A 20466-nucleotide genomic window follows, 5' to 3' on the forward strand; every position below is an offset into this window, starting at 1 on the left:
TGGCGCGCTCCCGTCAGGCAGTCGCCGGCTGCGGGCGGCGAATATATCTCCACAGGCCGAGGGCGATCGCTGCCGACACACCAAGGAAAAGGCCGAGCATAGCGCCGGCGACCAGCAGGGTCACCGTACGTGGCGGCCACGTGCGTGCGTTGGGCGGCAACGCCCGCGAGATCACCCGCACATTGGTCGTATCGATCTGCTGCTGTTCGGTAATTTGCTGGGCGCGCGCAAGGTGCGTCTCGTAAATCGCCGCTTTGGCACGGGCATCGCGCTCCAGATCGCGCAGTTGCACCTGAGACTCATTGTCGGTGAAGACATTCGACTTCTCGACGTTTGCCTTACCGCGCAAGGCTTCAAGCGCCTGCTGCTCGCGATCCATGTCCGCCTTGGCCCGCTCCAGAATGCGCCGGGCCTCGTCGGCAAGCGCACCCTCGATCGTCGCGCGCTCGGATCGAGCCGACACCAGACGGGGATGCCGTTCGCCGAACGTGCGCTGCATCGAGGCAATCTGCTGCTGGAGCAAGTTGTACTGCTCGCGCAGGTTCGTCATGTTTTCGGACTCGAACTCCGACGCGCTGGCGGTTCTCCCTTGAGCGATTGCCGCACTCATCTGGTTGTAGCGTGTCTCCGCCTGGATGAAGCGCTGCTGTGCGTCCAGGACCTGGGTGTTGAGTTCACCGGAAAGCTGGTTGCTGACCAATTGACCATTGGTCGACTGCAGGCCGTTGACCCTGCGGAAATCTTCCACCGCCCGCTCGGCATCGGTCACGTTGCGGCGCAATTCGTCCAGCCGGGCGTTGAGGTTCTTGGCGACACGCCCTGCACTTTCGGCCGCCGACTGAAACAGCTCCTGCTCGAAGGCATCGACGATCGCGTTCGAGAGGGTCACGGCCTTTGCCGGCTCCTCGCTCCAAACCTTCATGACGACGACGAAAGAACGCTCCTCGCGCCGCGCCTCCACGCGCTCCGAAAGCCCGCGCATGGCTGCAAGCTCGTTGTTGACCTCTTGTTCCTGCTTCGATGAAAACAGGTTGCGCAGCGATGCAAAGGATGCCGGCTTGACGAACTCGGGATCGCGCGTGAGCTGCAATTCGTCGATCACCCGCGCCAGCACATTGCGTGACGTCAGGATCCGGAGTTTGCTCTCCACCTCCAACAGCTGCGCGTCACGCTGCGGATTGCTTGTAAAAACATCGTCGCTGACAACGTTGAGATTGGACGGGTCGACGACGATATCCGTGTAGACGGTGTATCGAGGCGACGCAGTCATTGCATAGACAAGGGCCGCAAATGTGCAAATCGTCACTGCGGCGATGATCCAGAGCATACCGTCGCGCAGCCAGCGAATACCGTCGTCTACCCCGATCTGGCTGACGAGGTGAAGCCGCGGGAAGAACAGGCCACCGACATGCGGCGTCGGCTGCGTCTCGGTCTGTGCCCGCGCAACCACCTGGGAACGCCGGACTTCCGGCTCTCTTCGCGGCGCTTGCTTTTCTTCAAAAGGAGGGAGCGCGTCCTCGTCGTCTGTCGGCAGAAGGTTGAGCAACGAACCGCCGCCGACCATCGCACGTTGACCGTGCGCTGGCTGAGGCGACCTTTGTTGTCGGGGCTCGTTCGGCCTATACATCCGCATCCCTCACGCCCGCTTCAAGACGCAAAAATCGCCGGCTTGCGCGTCTCGTATCTCCAATGAAGGATTAGAGTTGTACGGTGAAAATTCCGTTAATCGGCCCGGCAGCCGTTTACCTTGACGCTTAGAAGTCCGTCAGCAACCGGCTCCAGCTTTCGGATGCCAGACCGCCGATATAGAGGTCGTTGCGCAATGCCGCGTCCTTGAGATCTCCATGGCGCGTTACCATGCAGAAATAGCCACGGTGGCGGAACGTCAGCCAGCGTTGGCGCGAGATCGCGTTCATCAGAAATGGTTGTGCGGCGCCTGTGGCCTGGGCGTAACCTTCGCGGTCGAGGCAGGCAAACATCTCGGCCGTCACCTCAAACTCCCGACCCGGTTGGCAAAGCACATTCAGAACCGTCGCAGTCCTGTTCGCCCTGCCAAGAAAGAGGAAAACGCCAATCGCTCTTCCATCCGCCGTTACTTGTCGGAAATGCACTTCACCGAGGCCTTGGTTCTTACCGGCGATCGCGACGAGCCAATCGAACTCCTCGGTTGACCAAACGGGCCTGACCGAAAACCGTTCCATCATCGGTCGGGCGCAACCGAGAAACTCGCCGGCCCCGATCACCTTCGTCATACATCCTGAAGCCGGGGTGGGTTTGACGGATGGTCTTCGCCAGCGCAACACCCTGTCGAATGCACCAAGGACACCGAGCACCAATTTCGAACCCAATGCCGGAAATTGACGGCTGGCACGAATGGCGCTGCTGGTAGCCGGTCGAAACGATCGCTGCCACTCCAGGCTTTGTATCGGAAGCACGACCCCGCCCCCGGCAACCCAATGGTCCGCACTCACCGGCGACGAATTATCCGAGAAGCACATGTCCTGGCGCGTGGAGCGCATCGTACGAGCGAGACATGCCGCACCAACGGCACCCGCCTTGCCGTCTGACATGAACGCGCAAAGAAGCTTGCCGACGGTATGGCGACCGTGGATCGAGAATTCCATCGGCAATGCCAGGATTGCGCTGGCGATGGTGCCGTCATCGTAGACGATACTGCCATGCTCGGGAGAGTAAAGCGGACTGCCGAAGAAGACCGCTTCAAGATACTGCCGGAGGTCACCACTTGGCTCAATGTCGCGCTTGCGGAAAATCTTGCTGAAGAGCGAGCTAACTGCAGGGATATCGCCCAGCTCCATCGGTCTCACGCGGCCCGGGTGCTGCATGCGATGCCCGATGGCTGTGGCAGTTTCCAGTTCCCTCAGCTCAGCCTTCATGCGCCATCCTCGCCGGGACGACGTGCTCAACCGCTCCCTCCCTGTCGCGCCGGACGAAGCGCAGGAAGACACTCCAGGAAACGATGACCATCGCGATCTCGATCACATAGAAGGAGATGAACGTGCCCGCAGGTGGCGCATACCAAGTCGCCCACGCTGTCAACGCAGCGCCAAGGACGCTGCCGAGACCCATAACAGAGGCACGCGCAGGGTGATGCCCGGATGCTCCGAGCGCTTCCATTGCGACCGACCACATGGCAATCGGCACGACGACCCAGCAGAGAATTCGAACGAAGGACACCAACGAGACATAGTCCTTGCCGAAGAGGTAAGGCAGGACCGGCGCAAGCACGAAGACCGCGATCGCCGCCGCAATACTGATCGAAGTGGCAGCAACGAGCACCTTGCGTACCCGCTCGAAGGCATGGTGCAGGCCGGAGGCCGTTGCCTTGGCCGAACCGGGATAAATCAACCGGTTCAGCGCCTCGACCGAGAGATAGCTGCTCTCCAGCATGCGCCGCGCGACGCTATAGCTCGACATCACTTCTGCGGAGGCAACGAGGCTCAGGACGAGCAGGTCGGCATTCTGGCGCACCGCGCGCAGAATGAAGGGGATGCTGAAGTAGAGCCCCTGCGGCAGCTCTTCGCGCACGATCCCATAGACGGGCCGGCCAAGGCCCTTTACGGCATACCAGCAACCGATGGCGACAAGCACATGGCATACGAACTGCCAGACCGCCCAGGAGGCAACGGTCGCCACGCCAAAGACGATACAGGCGAGCGCCGCGGCGATGGTGCGGGCGATGGCGAAGCCGACGACAACCTTGTTGGCAGATGCGAAATTCGAGTGAGCGAGAAAGATCTGCTCCGTCAGCACGATGACGCGAACGAAGATGATGTTGGTGATCAGCATCAGCGTAATCACGGCAATGTTGGTAGCCGGGTCAGCTGACAGCGTGAAGAAGAACGGCAGCGCAATCGCGCCAAGCAAAACCAGAACGATGCCGCTGATGGCGGTCAAGATGACGTTGTGACCGAGCATGCGAGAGTACATGCTCCGATCGCGTGCGACGCGGCGCACGAGGCACTCCATCGCCCCCAGCCCGCAGAGATGCACGGCAATATTGGCAACCGCCGTGATCGCCACGAAGACACTGAACTCATGAACGCCGAGCCAACGTGCGAGGATCGCGAACGTCAGAAGCTGGGCAGCGGATCCAATGATGAGGCTGCCGCCCGAGGCGGCATAGGACATGATCATCGACAGGAACGGTCTGTGCGCGCCCGGTTCTCTGAGACCTTCCGATGCCATCCCGATCTGCCTTTGACAACAATCCGACGAAATGTGCGTCCGATGCCGGATGGGCGTTGCCGCAACAGCCGAGCACACGCTTCCGATCATCGCAAAGAATAGCACTTAGAAATGATTGCGCGGTTAACACTCCCGCATCAATTGCATTTTAGCTTCCGTTTACCTGATTGCAGTAGTGTGGATCGTGCAGCCATCGATCGACGCATGAAGGAGAGGCCGTGCCGCAAAACAACAATCCCCTTCAGGATGATCAGGCAAGCGGCGAGGCGCCGCGTCTGCACCGTTTCATGGACGTCGAACTCGAACTGGCACCCGATGTCTTGGTGCCACGAGAAGAAACGGAGCTGCTCGGACGCACGGCTTCAAGGATCCTGCATGACCGGCCATCCGGCGCAACCGTCATCGACATGTGCTGCGGCTCCGGAAACCTGGCGCTCGGGCTTGCGGCCGATGTCGTTTCCGCCCGCGTCTGGGGTGCGGACTTGACCGATAGCACCGTTGCGCTGGCCCGCAGAAACGTCACTCGCCTGAACGTCGCCGATCGCGTCACCATACGACAGGGCGATCTGTTTGGTGCGCTGGCCGACGACAATCTCGAGGGCTCGGTCGACATGATCGTCTGCAACCCGCCCTATATTTCGACATCTCGGCTCGAAGGTGACAGCGCCCACCTGCTTGAAGCCGAACCGCGGGAAGCTTTCGATGGCGGCCCATACGGCATCTCGATCCATCAGCGCCTCATCCGCGATGCTGTGGCTTTCCTGAAACCGGGCGGCTGGCTGCTCTTCGAGTTCGGCGCTGGCCAGGATCGACAGGCATCCGCCCTTCTCGCCCGCACCAAGGCCTATGAGGCCGTCACCTTCGCCACCGATGTGGAAGGCCGGCCACGCGTCGCCATCGTCAGGAAACTTGTTGCTCAAGCATCCGTTGCGGCGGGTGCCGGGGACGAGGAACGATGAGTAACATCCGGCCGCTTGAACCCGCAGACATTCCTGCGATCGCTGGAATGTTCCAGAGGGTTTTCTGCAAGGATCAGACGGAGCCGCCAGCTGCGCTCGTCGACTATATGCGGCAGCTCTACCTGGACGCACCTGGCTGCGATCGCGAGATTCGGCCCCTCGTTCACGTCAACGGCGACGGCCGCATCTCCGGTTTCGTTGGCGTTAACGCGCTGCCGATGACGTTTAGCGGTCGGCCGTTGCGAGCCGCCATATGCGGCTCCCTTATGGCCGAGGATCGTGAAAGCGATCCGATGGCGGGTGCACGGTTGCTGAAGGCCTTCCTCGCGGGTCCACAGGATCTGTCGTTCAGCGAGACCGCAAGCGAAGTATCGACTCAGATGTGGACGAAACTGCGCGGTATCGTACTGCCGCAATACAGTCTTGATTGGGTGCGTGTCATCCGGCCATCGGCATTCACGCTCAGCGTCGCCGAGCACCGGATCAAGCTCGCTCGGCTGGTCAATCCGCTCGCGCATGCGTTTGATCGTTTCTATCGCAACAGGATGGGTCGCGGGGAGCGGCGCTGGTCGGCCGTCCCCGAAAGCGGAACGGGACAGGCAAATTTTCGCGTTGGTGAAATCGACAGAAGCGGTTTCGCCGATCTCGTCGGTCCGCTCACTGCCCAATTCCCTTTGCGCCCGGATTGGGCGGAAGGGCAGCTCAACAACATCCTCGCAGACGCGGTGCAAAAACCTGATCAGGGTAGCGCAATCTTCGCATCCGTCACCGCGCGCACCGGAACCGTCGTCGGCGCCTTTGCCTATCACGCTCGCTCCGGCGATATCGGCCGCGTGCTGCAGATCCTCGCCCTTCCCGGACAGGCCGGCCCCGTCATCGATTGTTTGATCGACCACGCAGCCGCGCGCGGTGTCGCGGGTCTGCGTGGTCGGACGCAGCCAGCTCTCCTTGAGGCCATGCTCGGTCGTCGCATCGCCTTTGTGCACATGGCGTCAACCGTGATCCACTCGCGCGACGACGAACTCGTTCAGGCGTTCCGCCATTCGCAAGGATTTATAAACGGGTTGGCCGGCGAACATTGGAGCCGACTTATGGGCGGCCGCTTCGACTGACCGATGCGGCCGGATTGGCCATCGCACCCTATGCCAATCAGTCAGCAATCTCCTCAACGGTCTGGACGAGTCGCGGCCCGAGATGAAGGTAGCGCGTCGCCTTGCGTTTGGCGGCAATATCCGCCCAGACGCGATCGACCTGCGTTGCCGTCAAGCCCGCAGCCTGCGCAACCGCCTCGATCGCCAGTCCGTTGTTGAGGCCATAAAGGCATAGATCCATGCGGTCGTAGGGCAGCGAGAAATAGAACTCTTCCTGCGTCTGCTCCAACGAATAGGTATCCGTCGTCGGCGGGCGGCGGCGGATTTCCTCGGGAATGCCGAGAGAGGCCGCCAACGCGTAGACCTGCGATTTGTAGAGATGCGCTATCGGCTTGACGTCGGCGGCGCCATCGCCGTTCTTCACGAAGAAGCCTTGGTCGTATTCCAGCCGGTTCGGCGTGCCGAGGACGGCGAAATTCAGCCGGTCGGCATGGTAATATTCGATCTGCTTGCGCGTGCGCTGCTTCATGTTGGTGGCGGCAACGATACCGAGATAGACAGGCGGCGGCATGCGCAGCTTGGTCTGTTTGCCCTGTGGATCCTGGACCACCAGCGACGAGATGTTGTAGCCCTCACCTTCGAGCGCGTTGGCGATCACGATCTTCGATGCCCAGCCTTCGCCGTAGGCAGGAACAAGTTGGCGGATGAAGGCGTCGCGACGCTCGTAGCAGCCCATTGCCTGCAAGATCGGCCCGATATCCTCAACCACGGCATCGACGCCAAAGGTTTCGGCGACCAGACGGCCGAGCCTCAGGCTTTCCGGGTCGCTGTCGTTCTCGGGCATGAACAGACAAAAGACGTTCTTCGCACCCACAGCTCGCACAGCCAGGGCGACAGACACGCTGGAATCGATGCCGCCGGAAAGACCTAGCACGAGGCCGCGCTTCTTCATTCCACGCAGCTGCTCACGCAGCCCTGCCACGATGCGGTCGGTTTCAGCCGCATGGTCGATATCAAGCGTTTCGGCCGAAAACGCAGCCGTGTCCTGGGTCGGGCGAATGTTCATTCTGCAGGCTCCATCGTCTCGGCCGCAAGTCGGCGGCTAACCTTACCCGTGTCCGTCTTCGGCAACTCGATGCGAAATTCGACAACCTTCGGGACCATGAAGTCCTCCAGATGGCGCGAGCAATGACGGATGATGTCCTTGTCGCTGAGCGTCTGGTCCGAGCGCACGACAAGTGCCGCGATCGCGTGGCCGAGAACCGGGTCGGGCACACCAAGCACGACGGCTTCCGCAATGCCTGGATGGGAATGCAGGACCGTCTCGACTTCCTTCGGCGCAACTTTCTCGCCGCGGGTCTTGATGATATCGTCCTTGCGCCCGACGAAATAGAGGAAGCCCTCCGCATCGGCCTGAAACAGATCGCCGGTGTAGAGCACCTTCTCCCAAGGGTGCGGTCCCGGCCGAAGCATGCGTTCGGTCGAGGCATCGTTGCGCCAATAGCCCTGCATGACGTGCGGGCCACGGATGACGAGTTCGCCGGGCACGCCCGGCGGAACGCGCTTACCCTCATCGTCGACCACAAAGGCCTCGGTGTTGGGGATGGCGATGCCGACGGAGCCCGGCCGACGATCAAGTTCTTCGGGCGGCAGATAAGTGCAGCGCTTGCATTCCGTCAGCCCGTACATCGAGTAGAGCCGCGCGCCGGGAAAGAGTTCTCTTAGCCGGGCAATATGTGCCGGCGGCAGCGCCGCGGCAGTGTTGGAAAGATAGCGAAGGCTGGGTAGAAAACCCGGCTCCAGATCGCGCATCTGCAAGATCATCGCCGCCATCGTCGGCACGAGCGGAAATCCGGTGACACCCTCCTCGCGAATGCGCTCGAAGATCGCATGCGGAAACGCGAAGGACTTTTCGAGAACCAGCGTCGCTCCGAGCCGGACCGCCATCAGCAGCTGATAGAGGCCGTAGTCGAAGGCGAGCGGCAGGACGTTGAGGATGATGTCGTCGTGCTGGTTGCGCAGATAGGTGGTGATCGATCCGGACGCCGCATCGATATTGCGATGTGTCATCATCACGCCCTTCGGGCGCCCAGTGGAGCCGGAGGTATAGATCAGCATCGCCAGGTCAACATCGATCCCGCCGTGGACAACCGGCTGCGGCTCGCCTTCCAGGCATGTGTCGAATGCGGTGGCACCCGCAGGCACCTGGCCGTTGGGCGCCGCCGTGGAAGCAACGAACAGCATCGCGTCGCCGGCAAGCGCACGGGCATCGCCCACGACCGGCATCAGTTTTGCCTGTGTGAGGATGGCGGCTGCCTCGCAATCGCCGATGATGTAGGCCAGCTTGTCTGCCTTGGTCGACGAATTGATCGGACTGAAGGTCGCGCCTGCCTTCAGCACGGCAAAGATCGAAACAGCGGCTTCCCAGCAATTGTCCATGAACACCAGCACGCGGTCATTGCGCTTGACACCGTTCCTGGAAAGCGAGGCCGCCAGTTGGCTCGAAAGCCGATCGAACTCGTCATACCGCAGCCGCTTGCGGTCGGTGATCAATGCTGTTTTCGCCGCATGCGCCGCGGCGTTGTCGATAAGGAATTGCTCGAACCGCATCTGCGTGGACCTCACCCGTTGTCGCTTACGCCGCTACCGTCGCGCCAGATTTGGCTTCGATGAAAGCCGAGATGCGCGCGAGCGAATCCAGGTTCGCCGGTACGATATCGGCGTCCGCCATGGCGATGCCGTAGTGATCCTCGATGAATGCGACCAGCTCCAGCACGCCGGTGGAGTCAATGATATCGTTCTCGATCAGCGATGCCGTGTCGGCAAGGTCGTAGGACGTGTCGCCGAACAAGAAGTTCTCGATGACAAAGGCCCTGACCTTGTCCTTGATCGTCTCCGTCATGTCTTTTCCTTTCCTTTCCTCAGTCGTTCAGGCCGCCTGGGCGGCGTGGATGCTCGTGCCAGTGAATGTCTTCAGCCATAGCTGTGTCGACAGGATTCCGACGAACGCTGCATTGTCGCGGAAGCCGGATACCGGTTGGGATTGGCACTTTTCGTAGAGTTTCGTGACCGCCTTCGGGTTGAAGAGACCACCCGCGGCAATTCTGTCTTGGCTCATTGCCTCGCGGACGTAATCGAGTTCACCGACGCCGGTGAACGAAAGGCTATCGGGTGCTCGATAGGGTTGCTTGGTGCGCTTGCCGATCGCTTCCGGCATCAGGTCCTTGGTTGCCTCGCGCAGGATGTGCTTTTCCACCAGCCCCTTGAGCTTCATCTCCGGCGGCAGACCGGACGCAAACTCGACCAGCCGATGATCGAGGAACGGGAAACGCCCTTCGATGCCATGCGCCATCGCCATGCGGTCGCCCTGGCTCGAAAGGATATAGCCGGGCAAAAGGAACCGACCCTCGAGATACTGAGCCTGATGCAAGGGATGCCAGCGGCCGAAATCCTGAGGCAGACGGCTCGCCAGCTCCTCTGCCGCGTCGTAGCCGGCAAGGCTGGCGCGCAGATCGGGCGAGAAGAAGATCTTCGTCGCCGCCGTGCTCTTGAAGCGGGGGCGATGGGAAAAGAGCGGATCGTCTAGCGCAACGTCTCCCGCCCCGAAGAACGCGGCGAGATATTCAGCCGACTGCTGCTGTAGGCCAGGGAGATAGGGATAAAGCTTGCGGAACAGATGCGGGCGGATGTGCGAGCCAGGCTGACGCCCGCAGAACCGACGCACGCGCGCTTCCTTGAAGATATCATAGCCGGCAAAGACCTCGTCGGCCCCCTCGCCGGTCAGTACGACCTTGAGCCCCTGTTCGCGCACCAGGCCCGAAAGCTGATAGAGCGGCGCCGGCGCCGTCCTGATGATCGGCCTTTCAGCAAAACGTACCACATCCGGGAACACCCTGGCGATATCGCCGGCACGGCAGGCAACGGTGCTGTGCTGCGTGCCGAGGGCCGCGGCCATCTGCATCTGGTAGGCGCTTTCGTCGTGCTCGACGCTGTCGAACGTGACGGAGAACGTGCGCAATCCTTGCGGCGCCATACCCGCCGCCAGCGCCGCGACGATGGAGGAATCAAGACCGCCCGACAGATAGGAGCCGACCGGCACATCGGCCCGCATGCGGATCCGCGTCGCGTCGCTCAACAGCGCCCGCAATTCGTCGGCGGCTTCGTCTTCATTGACGAAGCGTGAAGTGGCCTCGCGATCCGGATAGTCGAGACGCCAATAGGGCCTGATCGTCTGACGCCCCCGCTCGGCGATCATGAAATTTGCGGGTTCCAGCTCGTGGATATCACGAAAGCCTGTCCGCGGCGAGATCGGCGCCCAAAGCGTGAAGATCTGGTCGAGCGCGATCGGGTCGATCTCGGCTACGATGCCGGGCACCTGAAGCAGCGCCTTGATCTCGGATGCGAAGTAGAGTGTGCCGCCTCTGGTCGTATAGAAAAGTGGACGCACGCCCATGCGATCGCGAGCGAGCATCATTCGGTGGCGGCGGGCGTCCCAGATTGCAAAGGCAAAGTCGCCATTGAGGACGGACAGGCAGTCCTCGCCCATCTCATCGTAGAGATGGAGGATAACTTCGGTGTCGCTCGAAGTCCGGAAATGCCGGCCCTTGGCGCGCAGTTCCTCGCGTAGTTCGACATAATTGAAGATCTCGCCGTTGAAGGCGATTGTTAGCTCGCCCGTCGCATCTGACATTGGCTGCTGGCCGTCACCAAGCCCGACGATCGAGAGCCTGACATGACCGAGGCCGGCTTCCGGCGCCACGAATGTGCCATGCTCGTCCGGTCCGCGATGCGCGATCGCGGTCACCATCCTCTTGAGAAGGGTTTCTGCTTCCCGGACCGAACCGAAATAGCCGCCAAAACCGCACATGTTCAGAACTTTCACACGGGTCAATCACAACCGAAACATAATCCGCATGAAGAGTTCATGGGTTAACCGCCGGCGTTTTCTGGTTGTATGGTAAATTCTCCAGGAAGACAAAAATACGTCATCAAAACATCACAGAAATACCTTTACCCCTGCGGAATTTTTCTTTTCGTTACAATTTTAAACATTAGATAGAAAATGAGCACCGGCCAGAAAATACAGATCACAATGCCGGCGACACGATAGACATTCCAGGGCGCGTGCGCCTGCAGACCTTCCAGATAGGTCATCGCCAACAGGAAAAGCGCAGCGATACAATAGGTTGCGCCAACAAAATACATCCAGGACATCTGACCGCTCTCATGGCACAGCAGAAAAACCGAGGAATGAAAATAGAAACTAGCCGCTTATACCAGCAGAAGTAACATTCTTAAACCAAGAATTAACCTTGTTGCAGACGTGGTTAATTCGTGGACTCAGCGCCTTTCAGCTAAGTCCTGCTTCCACAAGGCATGTATTGGCTGCGGCCGTGGCTCAGAACGTCAGCGACTGTTTCTCTTCAGCGCGCATCGTTACGGGTCGCTGACCTTGCAACAAAGAGTAGATCGAACCCGCGGAATTCACGCCGGAAGGTGGATTTCTTGAGGGCAGTCCATATCGCTGATGGATTGTCGAGGCGGAAGCCGCGAAAGCTGCGCACGAGCCCGAGGGTGGCAACGACGGTGCGCAATGCCCTGACGATTGCCGGCCCGCTCAGTGACGCAAACAGGATCTGCGGATGAACGGCGAGCAAAACGCCCGTCGTCCGCGTGCGGTCGATATCCCGGAACTGGGCCAGGGAACGGTATTCGTAGCCTTCGATATCGATCTTGAAGCATAGCTTCTCGGTTCGCGCCAGCGACTGCAGTTCGGCAATCGTGATCGTTTTCGCCTTGATCGCCTGCCCCGTGTCGTCGGCGATCAGCGCCGAGGTCTCCGAGCTACCAAATCCGCCGACCGAGTTCAGCACCAGGACGTCATCCTCGGAAAGTGCAGCATTGATCAGCGCGACCTCCCCTTCGTTCTGCGGTTCCATTTCCTTGAGGATGCCGAAGCAGACGGGGTCGGGTTCGACCGTAATGACGTTGTCGGCTATCTGAGCTGCCCAATAGGGCGTCACGCCGATCCAGCCGCCGATATCGACAAAGGTCGTGTTGCCGTCGACCAGCCGCTCGATGTTTTGAAATGTGCACGGCTCCCACTCGCCGCTTTGAAGCCGCGCAAAGAAGCGCTTCTTCTCAGGCTTGTCAGGGAAATGGACGGTCTTGCAGAAGTAGGTGATCGCACGCATGGCGCTTCTCTAGCCCATATCCCGGTCAAGCGGAATCGTTTTTGCGAAGGTCTTCCATGCGGCCAGGACATGCCAACGACGGGCGCCGCCGGTTCGATTTCACGCTTCCATGCGCTCGTTTCGGCTGCGCGCTTCCGTAAGTTCGGCCGTCGTCTGGCTGAGGCGGTCAGCGAGCACGCGCATGATTTCCACCGCCATTTCGGGGAAGTCGGCCAGCAGCTTCAGGAAGTCGTCCTTGCGGATGCGCAGGGCTTCCAGCGGTGTCGTGGTGCGCACGGTCGCCGTGCGCGGGGTGTTACAGAGAATGGCGATTTCGCCGACGATCGAATTCTGTTCCACTTCCGCAAGCTTCAGCGGCCCGCTTGCAGTCGTCACCAGCACGTCGGCCTTGCCTGAGAGAATGACATAGGCGGCATCGCCAATATCGCCCTGATAGAAAAGGGCCTCCCCGGCGCTGTACATGACCCGGTCAGAGGTGAAGGCAAGGAGTTTCAATTTTGCAGGCGGCAATCCTGAAAACAGGGTTATCCGGCGCAGCATTTCGACTTCATCCTTGAGCAACATCACAATCCGTTTCTCCGAGTATCCAGCCGGGGCGACCTGCCTCCCGCGTTGCCGCGGGACCTTATGCTGGTGCCCTGACATTAATATTACATCAAGATGCCATTTCCTTATAGTCGGGTCCTTCGTTAGCCCCCACTTCCGTTTCGTTGTCGCGAACCAGTCGGCCATTTTCGAATACGGCGACACGATCGAACAGTTCCATCACCGCCGGATTTGCGACCACCCAGACGATTGCCGGATTGCGCCCGCCCTGCCGCAAGAGCGCAAAGACGTTTCGGACCACCTGCTCCTGGACCCGTTGGTCGAGCGCCAGCAGCGGTTGGTTGAAGATATAGAAGTCGCAGATGCGGATGAGCGCGCGGGCCAGGTCAAGCTTCTGGCGCTGGCCTGCGGTCAAGCGTTTGCCGCCGGCGCCGACATTGAATTCGAAGCCGAAGGCCAGCACCTCGTTATAGAGGCCAACGGCTTCGAAAAGATCGCGCACGATCGCCCGGATTTTCTCCGATCCATCGGCGTGCTTGTGACCGATGCGCCCGAAGAGCACGTTGTCGATGATGCTGCCGGACGCGATGTAGCGGTTCGGACGATAGTGCTCGATCATGCCGGCGAGGTCCGTCGGCAGGCCCTCGTCGAACTCGCGCCGGGCAGCTACGATCTTGGACATCAGTTCGTCGGTCAGGAGACCAAAGCGGTGTCGAGGCTCGATGTAGCCGAAGCACAGCCGAATGATCTTGACTTGGTCATCCTCGGCAACGTCCGCGCGTGGTCGCCCACGGACCTTTTGCAGCAACGCCTCATAAACAGGAATTTCTTCGGCCGTCATGAATGTCAACTGCTGGAAGAACGGGTGATCCGGCGGCAGGTCGCGGAACAGTTCGACGACGTTCTCGGCGATTTCCAGCCCCATTTCGTAGAAGACGTCACGCAAGCCGACGCGCTGAAGCACGGTCTTGAAGAACGGGTGTCCCTCGAGCGCACCGTCCCACATCACCTGATCGGTAATCGTGCCGAAGAGCAAGTTTTCGCCGATGGTCGCTTCGATGTTGTACGAGCCGGGCTCGAAGAACACCACGAGATCGCTGAGCTTTTCCTGTTCAAGGCGCTCCCGAAGCGCGCTGCGCATCTCGACGATACCAGAGGCAAAGGCCGCATTGCGGTTCGGGTCGATGGTGGAGCGCACGGCAAGCGCCAGAACGTCATTGGTCAGGAGGACAGCATCAAGGACAGGCCTGATCTTGATCAGAAGATCGTCTGGTCCGGTCGCCCCGGCTGCCTGATAATCGACCCAATCGCTGTTGACGTCGAAGGATGGATTGCCTGCAAGCTTGGCTTCGACCAGCTCCCACTTGCGATGGGCCGCCCTTTCGCCTTCATACCGGACCTCGGTCATTGGCGCGTGCTTCAAGCCGTAGAGCAGGTTGTCGCCAAGGCTGCCCTGAAACACATACACGTCTGAGGAGGCATAGGAAATCCGCCGGCCAGTGACCGACTCCGGCATCTCCAGTATATCCTGACCGCCGATGACAACACGACCGCCAGCCGGCCAGATCAGTCGAGCGAAGGCCTCTGCCAGAACTTCCCCGCCGGCCTTGAGTGCGACCGCCTCGCCGGGCTGCACCTGCAGCGAGACGTGGTCGAGGAGTGTCACACCACCATCATCGGTCACCGTCAGGTTGACGGCCGCGAGCGAGCCGTTCAGCGGCGCCGGACTTGCCGCTGCGAGGGCGTGGACCTTGGGATCGAGCAGCGGTTCGATGCTGAACTGCTCGACCACCTGGGCGTACTTCACCTGCACGTCCTGGCGCGCCTGGTCCCAATCGATGAGCTCTTTCAGCGGCCCGGGCAGGTCCTTGTAGGCGCCGATGACGGCGACAAGCTGGCCGATATCGAGGCGGCCCTGAAGCGCGAAATAGCCGCCGATCGAATAGAACATGAACGGCGTCACCTGGGCGAGAAAATTGTTGATGAACTTGACCAGGAATTTCCACTGATAGAGGTCGTAGCGGATCTTGAAGATGCGCGCGAGCCGCGACGCGATGTCGGCGCGCTCGAGATTGGAGGTGTCGTGGCCGCGGATCGTGCCGATGCCGTCAACGATTTCGCTCACCCGGCCAGACAATTCGCGCGCAGTCAGCTGGCGCTCGCGGCCAAGGACGAGCAACCGCTTGCGCATGCGCGGGATGATCACCGCCTGAACGGCGACGATAACAGAGGCGATCAGCCCGAGCCAGAAGCTCTGTAGCAGGATGAAGATCAGCGCCGTCAGCGCCTGACCGCCAAGCAGTGCGGGCGACACGAAGGCATCGCCGGTAAAGCCGCCGAGCGGCTCCACCTCGTCCTTGATCATCGTTGAGATCTCGGCCGGTTTCACCCGTTTGAAATGCGTCGGTGGAAACCTCAGAACGCGATCGACAAGCTCGAAGCGAATCCGCCGCAGGAGACGCTCGCCGAGCCGCCCCTTGAAGGTGTTGATATAGAATTTGAAGAGGCCGTTGACGACAACCAGCAGCAGGAACACGAGGCTCAGGGCCAGCAACATGCCTTCGCGACCGAGTTGGAAGCCGTCAAAAAGATTGATCGTCCCGAGATAGGGCAAGTCAAAGGAGATCGCCAGGAACGCCTGCGTCGCTTCCGGGCTGTCAAAACCGTCGCCCTGAATTGGTCCGTTGACGATCTGCTTGGGCAGATCGAAGGACAGGAAGTAGGGGACCATCGAGAACGCCACGACCAACAGGATCCAGAGCTGGTCCTTGCGCGTATGAGTCCAAATGTAGCGGGAGAGGCGTGGTTCCATGTTTCTGGCAACGAGACCTTATTGAACACTGCGTTGTTTGCGGCGCGGGCAGCCACCGATACCCGGCCACGATATGCTTGCTTGTGGTCCTTTCCGACTGAACTGCCACGGGCGGCCGGTCGCGAAGGCGTTTCGGCAAAAATCTGATCCGGTTTCGAATCCGGTTTATTAGATTATGCAGGAGCGCGAGAAAACCGCAATGGACGCCTGAACGCACCTTCAAGATCGGCGCTCATGCCTCCCTGCGGCGGATCAAGGCGTGGGGAACGAAAAATGCCCATATTGCACTCCATTGTCTGCCAGCTTACAACGAGTGCATGAAACACACCAGCCATCCCCCTACTCCTGCGAGCGACTGGTACGAAAACGCTTTCGACCTGACGCGCGGTATCGCCGCCTATACCGGAAGCCCGCTGATCGATGGCATCGCCAAGGTGATTGCCAGACACCCTGACGCCGATATAGCCAATGCCTTCAATCATAGGCAGGTTGCCTGCAAGCTCTGGGCTCGCGACACGCTGCTGCAAGCGGCGGGCAAGTCTTATAAGCGGATCGTCGTTCTCGGCGGGTGGTACGGCATCCTTTCGGCGATGTTGCTTGAGGATTGTCGCTTCGAAATCGCAATGGCTGAGAGCTACGACATTGACGCCTCCGTCGAGGCTGTCGCCCGCACCCTCAACGCGACCTTTGCCGATCGTTTCCGGGCCATCACGGCCGACATGTATGCGATCGACTACGCAAGCCTCGACGCCGACCTGATCGTCAACACGAGTTGCGAGCACATCGCCGATCTGCGGAGCTGGCTTGCGCTGATCCCATCAGGCACACGTGTTCTCCTGCAGTCGAACGATTACTTCAGCGAACCGACGCACATCAACTGCGTCGAGTCCGTCGATGCTTTCGCCGACCAGGCGAAACTCGCGACGCTCGATTTCGTCGGTGCGTTGCCGACGAAGAAATATACAAGGTTCATGCTGATCGGGACGGTTTGACCGCCACTTGCGAAAGCCGCTCACGCAGGATCGCCGCCGTGTGGGCGGCGCCTTCGAGGTCGAGCGGCGGCATCGTGGGCTTGGCCCGTGCGAGCTGCGTTTCAACGTCGCGCGCCAATCGGGCCGGCGTTACCTCGCTCTCCGGCAGGACACCGGCAAGCCCGAGCTTTTCCAGTCGAACCGCACGCGTTGATTGCTCCGTTTCCCCGCCCGCCGTGAACGGGATCAGCAGCGACGCACAACCGGCGCGAATGATGTCACACACCGTATTGTAGCCGGCCTGCGAGACGGAAAGCCGCGCACCCGAAAGCAGACTGGCAAAATCCTGCCGGAAACGGAACAGCTTCACATTGCCAGGCGCGGCGGCCTCGAATGCGTCATAGTCGACCTGCGGAAGGTTTGGCCCGGTAATCATGCACCATTGCAGCCCCGGCGGCAGGAGCTTCGCAGATTCCAGACCGGCGCCAATCAGCTCCTTGCCGACTGCGCCGCCACCGGCCGAGACCAGCACATCGAAACGCTCCAACGGCGGCGCCGGCGGATCGCCCGCGACCAGACCGGTATAGGCAACCTTGTCGGCGATCTCCTGCGCGTAAGGGAAGGTCTCTTCAAGCCGAGCGAAGGCGGGATCCCCATGCACGAGTACAAGGTCAAAATGCTCCTGTACCAGATCCAGCATCTCCTCGGCACGGCCGGGCTTCGTCCGCTCCTGCAGGATATCGCGAAGGGATGTCGCCACCAGTGGGCGCGGGCTCGATGCCTCGATGAGGTCGAGCAGCGGCATCAGTTCAAACCGCATCTGGCGGCGACCGAACGGAAACGCCTCGAAGATCACGACATCCGGGTCGCAGGTGCGAAAAGCGTCAAGCAACATCTTCCGTCGGCGGTCCTTGAAGTCATCATCGACCGGATTTCCGGTTTCGTCCGCCAGGCCGGAGAACCCCTTGTCGCCGGCAACAACCGGCGGCAGGGCTACGTGTTTGAGGTCGGCGCTTGGAAAGCCGGGAACGGCCGTGCCTCCGGTGACAACCGTGACGTCGAAACCATCGGCGGCAAGTGCGCTGGCAATGCGGCTTGCCCGCGCGAGGTGGCCGATCCCCAGCAGATGCTGGACATAAAAGAAGACCCGCCGCTGCCGCATCACGCCGCTTTCCATTCGTTTGCAAACAGGGTCGTCAGTTGTTCGATGCTGGAGTGGTGGTCAAAGTGCGCCCTCACCCGTTTCTCGGCGGCAGCGCCCAGCCGGCGGCGACCCTCTGGGTCGCGGATCAGCTGTTCCAAGGCGAGAGACAGTGCCTTCGCGTCCTCGGAGAGCACGATACGACCGTTTTCTCCGTCGACCAGGAGTTCCGGCACGCCCGAGATTGCCGTAGACACACAGGCGAGCCGCTGGCTCGACGCTTCGACCAACACGTTCGGCAGTCCGTCACGGTCGCCATCTGCCGTCACCCGGCAGGCGAGCGCAAAGATATCGCTGGTGCGATAGTGGGCGAGCACGTCGGTCTGATCGAGCGCACCCTTCCAGGCAATTCTGTCCGAGATACCGAGCTCGCTACCCAGGACCTTGAGCTTTGCTGTCAATTCGCCGGCGCCGATATGCTCGAAGCGCCAGTGAAGATCCTCAGGCAAGAGGGCTAGAGCTTGAAGGAGAACATCGTAGCCCTTCTTGCCCACCGCCCTGCCGACACTGACGATGCGCACCGGGTCTGCCTCATCGGAACCGTCGCGGCTCGAATGTTCGCCGTCGAAACGCGGGAAACGCTCGAGATCGAGGCCGTGATAGCTCAGATGCACTCTGGCCTTTTGCGAGGTCAGGCTCTGCAGATGCTCGTAGCCGGTCCGGGTGCAGGTCACCGTCCAGCGCGCGCGGCCGAGCTTTTCGGAAAGCTCCCAGTCGGGCGATGTCCAGATATCCTTCGCATGCGCCGAGCACGTCCAGGGCGTACCGGCGATGACGCTGGCATAAGCTGTGACGGAAGCCGGCGTGTGGATGAAGTGGGCATGCAGCCAGCGCGGATCGCCCGGCCATTCCGATGCCAGAACCAGCGCCTGCCCGAAACGGCGGAAGCGATTGCGCGTCAGGTCCCGGCCCAGATCTTTCACAAACAGCCCAAGCGCCTTCCAGAATCCGGGCTTCGGCAGCGAACGCACCAGACCCTTGAGGACACGCAATGGCTCCTCGTGCAGGTACTCCGGCAGATAGTGCACGTCGGCGCGGATCTCGTCATGCACGGGATGGCGCTTGCCGTCGGTCGGGCGCCTCAGCGCGATCAGGACCAGCTCATGCCCCGCTTTCTCAAGTCCGAGCAATTCCTGCGCAATGAAGGTTTCCGAAAGGCGCGGATATCCCTTCAGAATGACGGCAATCTTGCGGTCCGTTGGCAATGCTTCAGCTCGATTTCTTGACAATACTCAGGTGCTCACTCGACTGCTCGTCGAGCCACCCGCCTACGATTTCGGAGATATGCACCAGCCCCTCGAGCCGCAGGCCGTTGGCACAACTTTTCGACGGCGGCGCGCGTTGCGGCAAAGCCTTCAACGCGGCGGCGAAACGCAAGGGATCCACCGCCTCGTCGGGCAGCAGCATGTCGATGAGACCCCACTCGGCGGCACGACGTGCACGGATCAGTTGCTCCTCGCGCGGCTGAATCCGCGGGACGATCAGCGCCGGTTTATCGAAAGACAGGATCTCGCAATAGGTGTTGTAACCGCCCATCGCCACCACGCCCTTGGCGCCGGCAATCAGCTCTTCCATGCGATTATCGAACTCGATGATCTTGATGAAAGGGATCTTGCTTCCTTTTTTGATCAGCTTTTCGCGCTTCTTGACCGGCATATAGGGGCCAAGGACCACAAGCGCCTTATGCGTCAACTCCGGATCCTGCTGGTAGGCGTGAATAAAATCGTGGATCAGGTCGGCACCATCGCCGCCACCGCCGGTGGTGACGAGAATATAGTCGCCTTCCGGCTTGTGACCGGGCAATTCCTCGCGCGGTACGCTCCTCTGCAGGAAGCCGACGAAGTTCATGCGCTCGCGCACGGCGGGCGGCACCTCGAGTTCCGTCAGCGGGTCGTAGAAGTCGGGCGGCCCATAAACCCAGATCGTATCGTAATACTGCTCGATCTTGCGCATGGTGTCGCGGCGTTTCCATTCCGCTTCGAGCAGATGCGGCGCATCCATCACCTCGCGCAGGCCGAGAACGAGCGTCGTGCCATGGGCCTTGAGATAGGTGAGCGTCTCCTCGACCTCGCCTCGCAACCCCATCGGCTCCTTGTCGACGATAAAGATGTCTGGCTTGAAGGTTTCCGCCGTGTGACGGATGATCGACTGGCGCATCTTCAACGTCTCGTCCAACTCGATATGGCGATCGAGAGACGTGTAGTCGCCGTTGTGCAGCTTGATGACGCTCGGAATCTTCACGAAATCGACGCGCGCGCGATAATCGAAGGCGCCGGCAATCGTCGCACCCGATATGATCAGGATATTCAAACCCCGATAATCTTCCACCAGCGAATGCGCAATCGTGCGGCATCGGCGCAGGTGGCCGAGCCCGAAAGTGTCATGGCTGTACATGAGTATCCGGGCATCTTCTAAGCGCCGCGTCATGCCAGAAACCTTTCGCTCAGGAAAAAACGAATCAAAACTCGCGACGCCGGCTTGCGGCC

17 protein-coding genes are annotated in these 20466 nt (G+C 60.6%); 3 read left to right on the plus strand and 14 right to left on the minus strand.

What is annotated here, in order from left to right; translation table 11 throughout:
- Positions 1-13: 13 nt before the first annotated feature.
- From ASD52_RS35840 to ASD52_RS35850, 3 genes are all read right to left on the minus strand, one after another.
- Positions 14-1627 (minus strand): GumC family protein, encoded by a 1614-nt coding sequence (locus ASD52_RS35840; RefSeq protein WP_057211299.1) that lies wholly within the window; start codon positions 1625-1627, stop codon positions 14-16.
- Between the two features lie 127 nt (positions 1628-1754).
- A complete protein-coding gene (locus ASD52_RS35845; protein ID WP_244497548.1) occupies positions 1755-2843 on the minus strand; it encodes a GNAT family N-acetyltransferase in 1089 nt (362 codons plus the stop codon).
- A gap of 40 nt (positions 2844-2883) precedes the next feature.
- Positions 2884-4206 (minus strand): lipopolysaccharide biosynthesis protein, encoded by a 1323-nt coding sequence (locus tag ASD52_RS35850; protein WP_057226718.1) that lies wholly within the window; start codon positions 4204-4206, stop codon positions 2884-2886.
- 287 nt (positions 4207-4493) lie between these two features.
- On the opposite strand from ASD52_RS35850, the gene ASD52_RS35855 reads away from it, so the two are divergent.
- Positions 4494-5165, plus strand: a complete 672-nt coding sequence (locus tag ASD52_RS35855; protein ID WP_081789000.1) for a HemK/PrmC family methyltransferase — start codon at positions 4494-4496, stop codon at positions 5163-5165.
- Entirely contained in the window at positions 5162-6277 is a 1116-nt protein-coding gene (locus ASD52_RS35860) for a hypothetical protein (protein ID WP_057226721.1), read from the plus strand. Before ASD52_RS35855 ends, ASD52_RS35860 begins: the two co-directional genes overlap by 4 nt.
- A 37-nt stretch (positions 6278-6314) precedes the next feature.
- Here the strand turns inward: ASD52_RS35860 and nadE are convergent, their stop codons facing one another.
- From nadE to ASD52_RS35900, 8 genes are all read right to left on the minus strand, one after another.
- Positions 6315-7322: an NAD(+) synthase gene (gene nadE / locus ASD52_RS35865; RefSeq protein ID WP_057211307.1), complete on the minus strand. Its 1008-nt coding sequence runs from the start codon at positions 7320-7322 to the stop codon at positions 6315-6317.
- Positions 7319-8866: a class I adenylate-forming enzyme family protein gene (locus ASD52_RS35870; RefSeq protein WP_025428543.1), complete on the minus strand. Its 1548-nt coding sequence runs from the start codon at positions 8864-8866 to the stop codon at positions 7319-7321. Before ASD52_RS35870 ends, nadE begins: the two co-directional genes overlap by 4 nt.
- Before the next feature lie 25 nt (positions 8867-8891).
- Entirely contained in the window at positions 8892-9158 is a 267-nt protein-coding gene (locus tag ASD52_RS35875) for an acyl carrier protein (protein ID WP_025428542.1), read from the minus strand.
- Positions 9159-9185: 27 nt separating this feature from the next.
- On the minus strand, positions 9186-11123 hold the full coding sequence (asnB, locus tag ASD52_RS35880; RefSeq protein WP_057226723.1) for an asparagine synthase (glutamine-hydrolyzing): 1938 nt from the start codon (positions 11121-11123) through the stop codon (positions 9186-9188).
- A gap of 143 nt (positions 11124-11266) precedes the next feature.
- The gene (locus ASD52_RS35885; RefSeq protein WP_025428540.1) at positions 11267-11470 is read right to left on the minus strand and encodes a hypothetical protein; all 204 of its coding nucleotides are present in this window, start codon (positions 11468-11470) and stop codon (positions 11267-11269) included.
- Between the two features lie 209 nt (positions 11471-11679).
- Complete coding sequence (locus ASD52_RS35890; protein WP_057211309.1) at positions 11680-12450, minus strand: FkbM family methyltransferase; 771 nt, start codon at positions 12448-12450, stop codon at positions 11680-11682.
- A 99-nt stretch (positions 12451-12549) separates the two neighbouring features.
- Positions 12550-13014: a Crp/Fnr family transcriptional regulator gene (locus ASD52_RS35895; protein WP_025428538.1), complete on the minus strand. Its 465-nt coding sequence runs from the start codon at positions 13012-13014 to the stop codon at positions 12550-12552.
- Between the two features lie 91 nt (positions 13015-13105).
- Entirely contained in the window at positions 13106-15808 is a 2703-nt protein-coding gene (locus ASD52_RS35900; protein ID WP_057211311.1) for an ABC transporter ATP-binding protein, read from the minus strand.
- A 317-nt stretch (positions 15809-16125) separates the two neighbouring features.
- Between ASD52_RS35900 and ASD52_RS35905 the strand changes: the two genes are divergently transcribed.
- The gene (locus ASD52_RS35905; RefSeq protein WP_025428536.1) at positions 16126-16800 is read left to right on the plus strand and encodes a hypothetical protein; all 675 of its coding nucleotides are present in this window, start codon (positions 16126-16128) and stop codon (positions 16798-16800) included.
- Here ASD52_RS35905 and ASD52_RS35910 read toward each other — a convergent pair.
- Genes ASD52_RS35910 through ASD52_RS35920 form a run of 3 tightly spaced genes read right to left on the minus strand, consistent with a single transcriptional unit; the run spans position 16778 to position 20407 of the window.
- Positions 16778-17941, minus strand: coding sequence for a glycosyltransferase (locus tag ASD52_RS35910; protein WP_128090385.1), 1164 nt, complete (start codon positions 17939-17941; stop codon positions 16778-16780). The two genes, ASD52_RS35905 and ASD52_RS35910, sit on opposite strands and share 23 nt — an antisense overlap.
- Complete coding sequence (locus ASD52_RS35915; RefSeq protein ID WP_025428534.1) at positions 17941-19185, minus strand: glycosyltransferase family 4 protein; 1245 nt, start codon at positions 19183-19185, stop codon at positions 17941-17943. The genes ASD52_RS35910 and ASD52_RS35915 overlap by 1 nt, the downstream gene beginning before the upstream one ends.
- Before the next feature lie 4 nt (positions 19186-19189).
- Positions 19190-20407 (minus strand): glycosyltransferase family protein, encoded by a 1218-nt coding sequence (locus ASD52_RS35920; RefSeq protein WP_025428533.1) that lies wholly within the window; start codon positions 20405-20407, stop codon positions 19190-19192.
- Positions 20408-20466: the final 59 nt, after the last annotated feature.

The sequence above is a fragment of the Ensifer sp. Root142 genome, from assembly GCF_001426785.1.
Taxonomy (GTDB): Bacteria; Pseudomonadota; Alphaproteobacteria; order Rhizobiales; family Rhizobiaceae; genus Ensifer; species Ensifer canadensis.

What these genes read in the sequence shown, in the direction of transcription:
- ASD52_RS35840 (WP_057211299.1), bottom strand. Translation starts at nt 1,627, where the DNA reads ATGTATAGGCCGAACGAGCCCCGACAACAAAGGTCGCCTCAGCCAGCG.
- ASD52_RS35845 (WP_244497548.1), bottom strand. Translation starts at nt 2,843, where the DNA reads ATGCAGCACCCGGGCCGCGTGAGACCGATGGAGCTGGGCGATATCCCT.
- ASD52_RS35850 (WP_057226718.1), bottom strand. Translation starts at nt 4,206, where the DNA reads ATGGCATCGGAAGGTCTCAGAGAACCGGGCGCGCACAGACCGTTCCTG.
- ASD52_RS35855 (WP_081789000.1), top strand. Translation starts at nt 4,494, where the DNA reads ATGGACGTCGAACTCGAACTGGCACCCGATGTCTTGGTGCCACGAGAA.
- ASD52_RS35860 (WP_057226721.1), top strand. Translation starts at nt 5,162, where the DNA reads ATGAGTAACATCCGGCCGCTTGAACCCGCAGACATTCCTGCGATCGCT.
- nadE (WP_057211307.1), bottom strand. Translation starts at nt 7,322, where the DNA reads ATGAACATTCGCCCGACCCAGGACACGGCTGCGTTTTCGGCCGAAACG.
- ASD52_RS35870 (WP_025428543.1), bottom strand. Translation starts at nt 8,866, where the DNA reads ATGCGGTTCGAGCAATTCCTTATCGACAACGCCGCGGCGCATGCGGCG.
- ASD52_RS35875 (WP_025428542.1), bottom strand. Translation starts at nt 9,158, where the DNA reads ATGACGGAGACGATCAAGGACAAGGTCAGGGCCTTTGTCATCGAGAAC.
- asnB (WP_057226723.1), bottom strand. Translation starts at nt 11,123, where the DNA reads ATGTGCGGTTTTGGCGGCTATTTCGGTTCGGTCCGGGAAGCAGAAACC.
- ASD52_RS35885 (WP_025428540.1), bottom strand. Translation starts at nt 11,470, where the DNA reads ATGTCCTGGATGTATTTTGTTGGCGCAACCTATTGTATCGCTGCGCTT.
- ASD52_RS35890 (WP_057211309.1), bottom strand. Translation starts at nt 12,450, where the DNA reads ATGCGTGCGATCACCTACTTCTGCAAGACCGTCCATTTCCCTGACAAG.
- ASD52_RS35895 (WP_025428538.1), bottom strand. Translation starts at nt 13,014, where the DNA reads ATGTTGCTCAAGGATGAAGTCGAAATGCTGCGCCGGATAACCCTGTTT.
- ASD52_RS35900 (WP_057211311.1), bottom strand. Translation starts at nt 15,808, where the DNA reads ATGGAACCACGCCTCTCCCGCTACATTTGGACTCATACGCGCAAGGAC.
- ASD52_RS35905 (WP_025428536.1), top strand. Translation starts at nt 16,126, where the DNA reads ATGAAACACACCAGCCATCCCCCTACTCCTGCGAGCGACTGGTACGAA.
- ASD52_RS35910 (WP_128090385.1), bottom strand. Translation starts at nt 17,941, where the DNA reads ATGCGGCAGCGGCGGGTCTTCTTTTATGTCCAGCATCTGCTGGGGATC.
- ASD52_RS35920 (WP_025428533.1), bottom strand. Translation starts at nt 20,407, where the DNA reads ATGACGCGGCGCTTAGAAGATGCCCGGATACTCATGTACAGCCATGAC.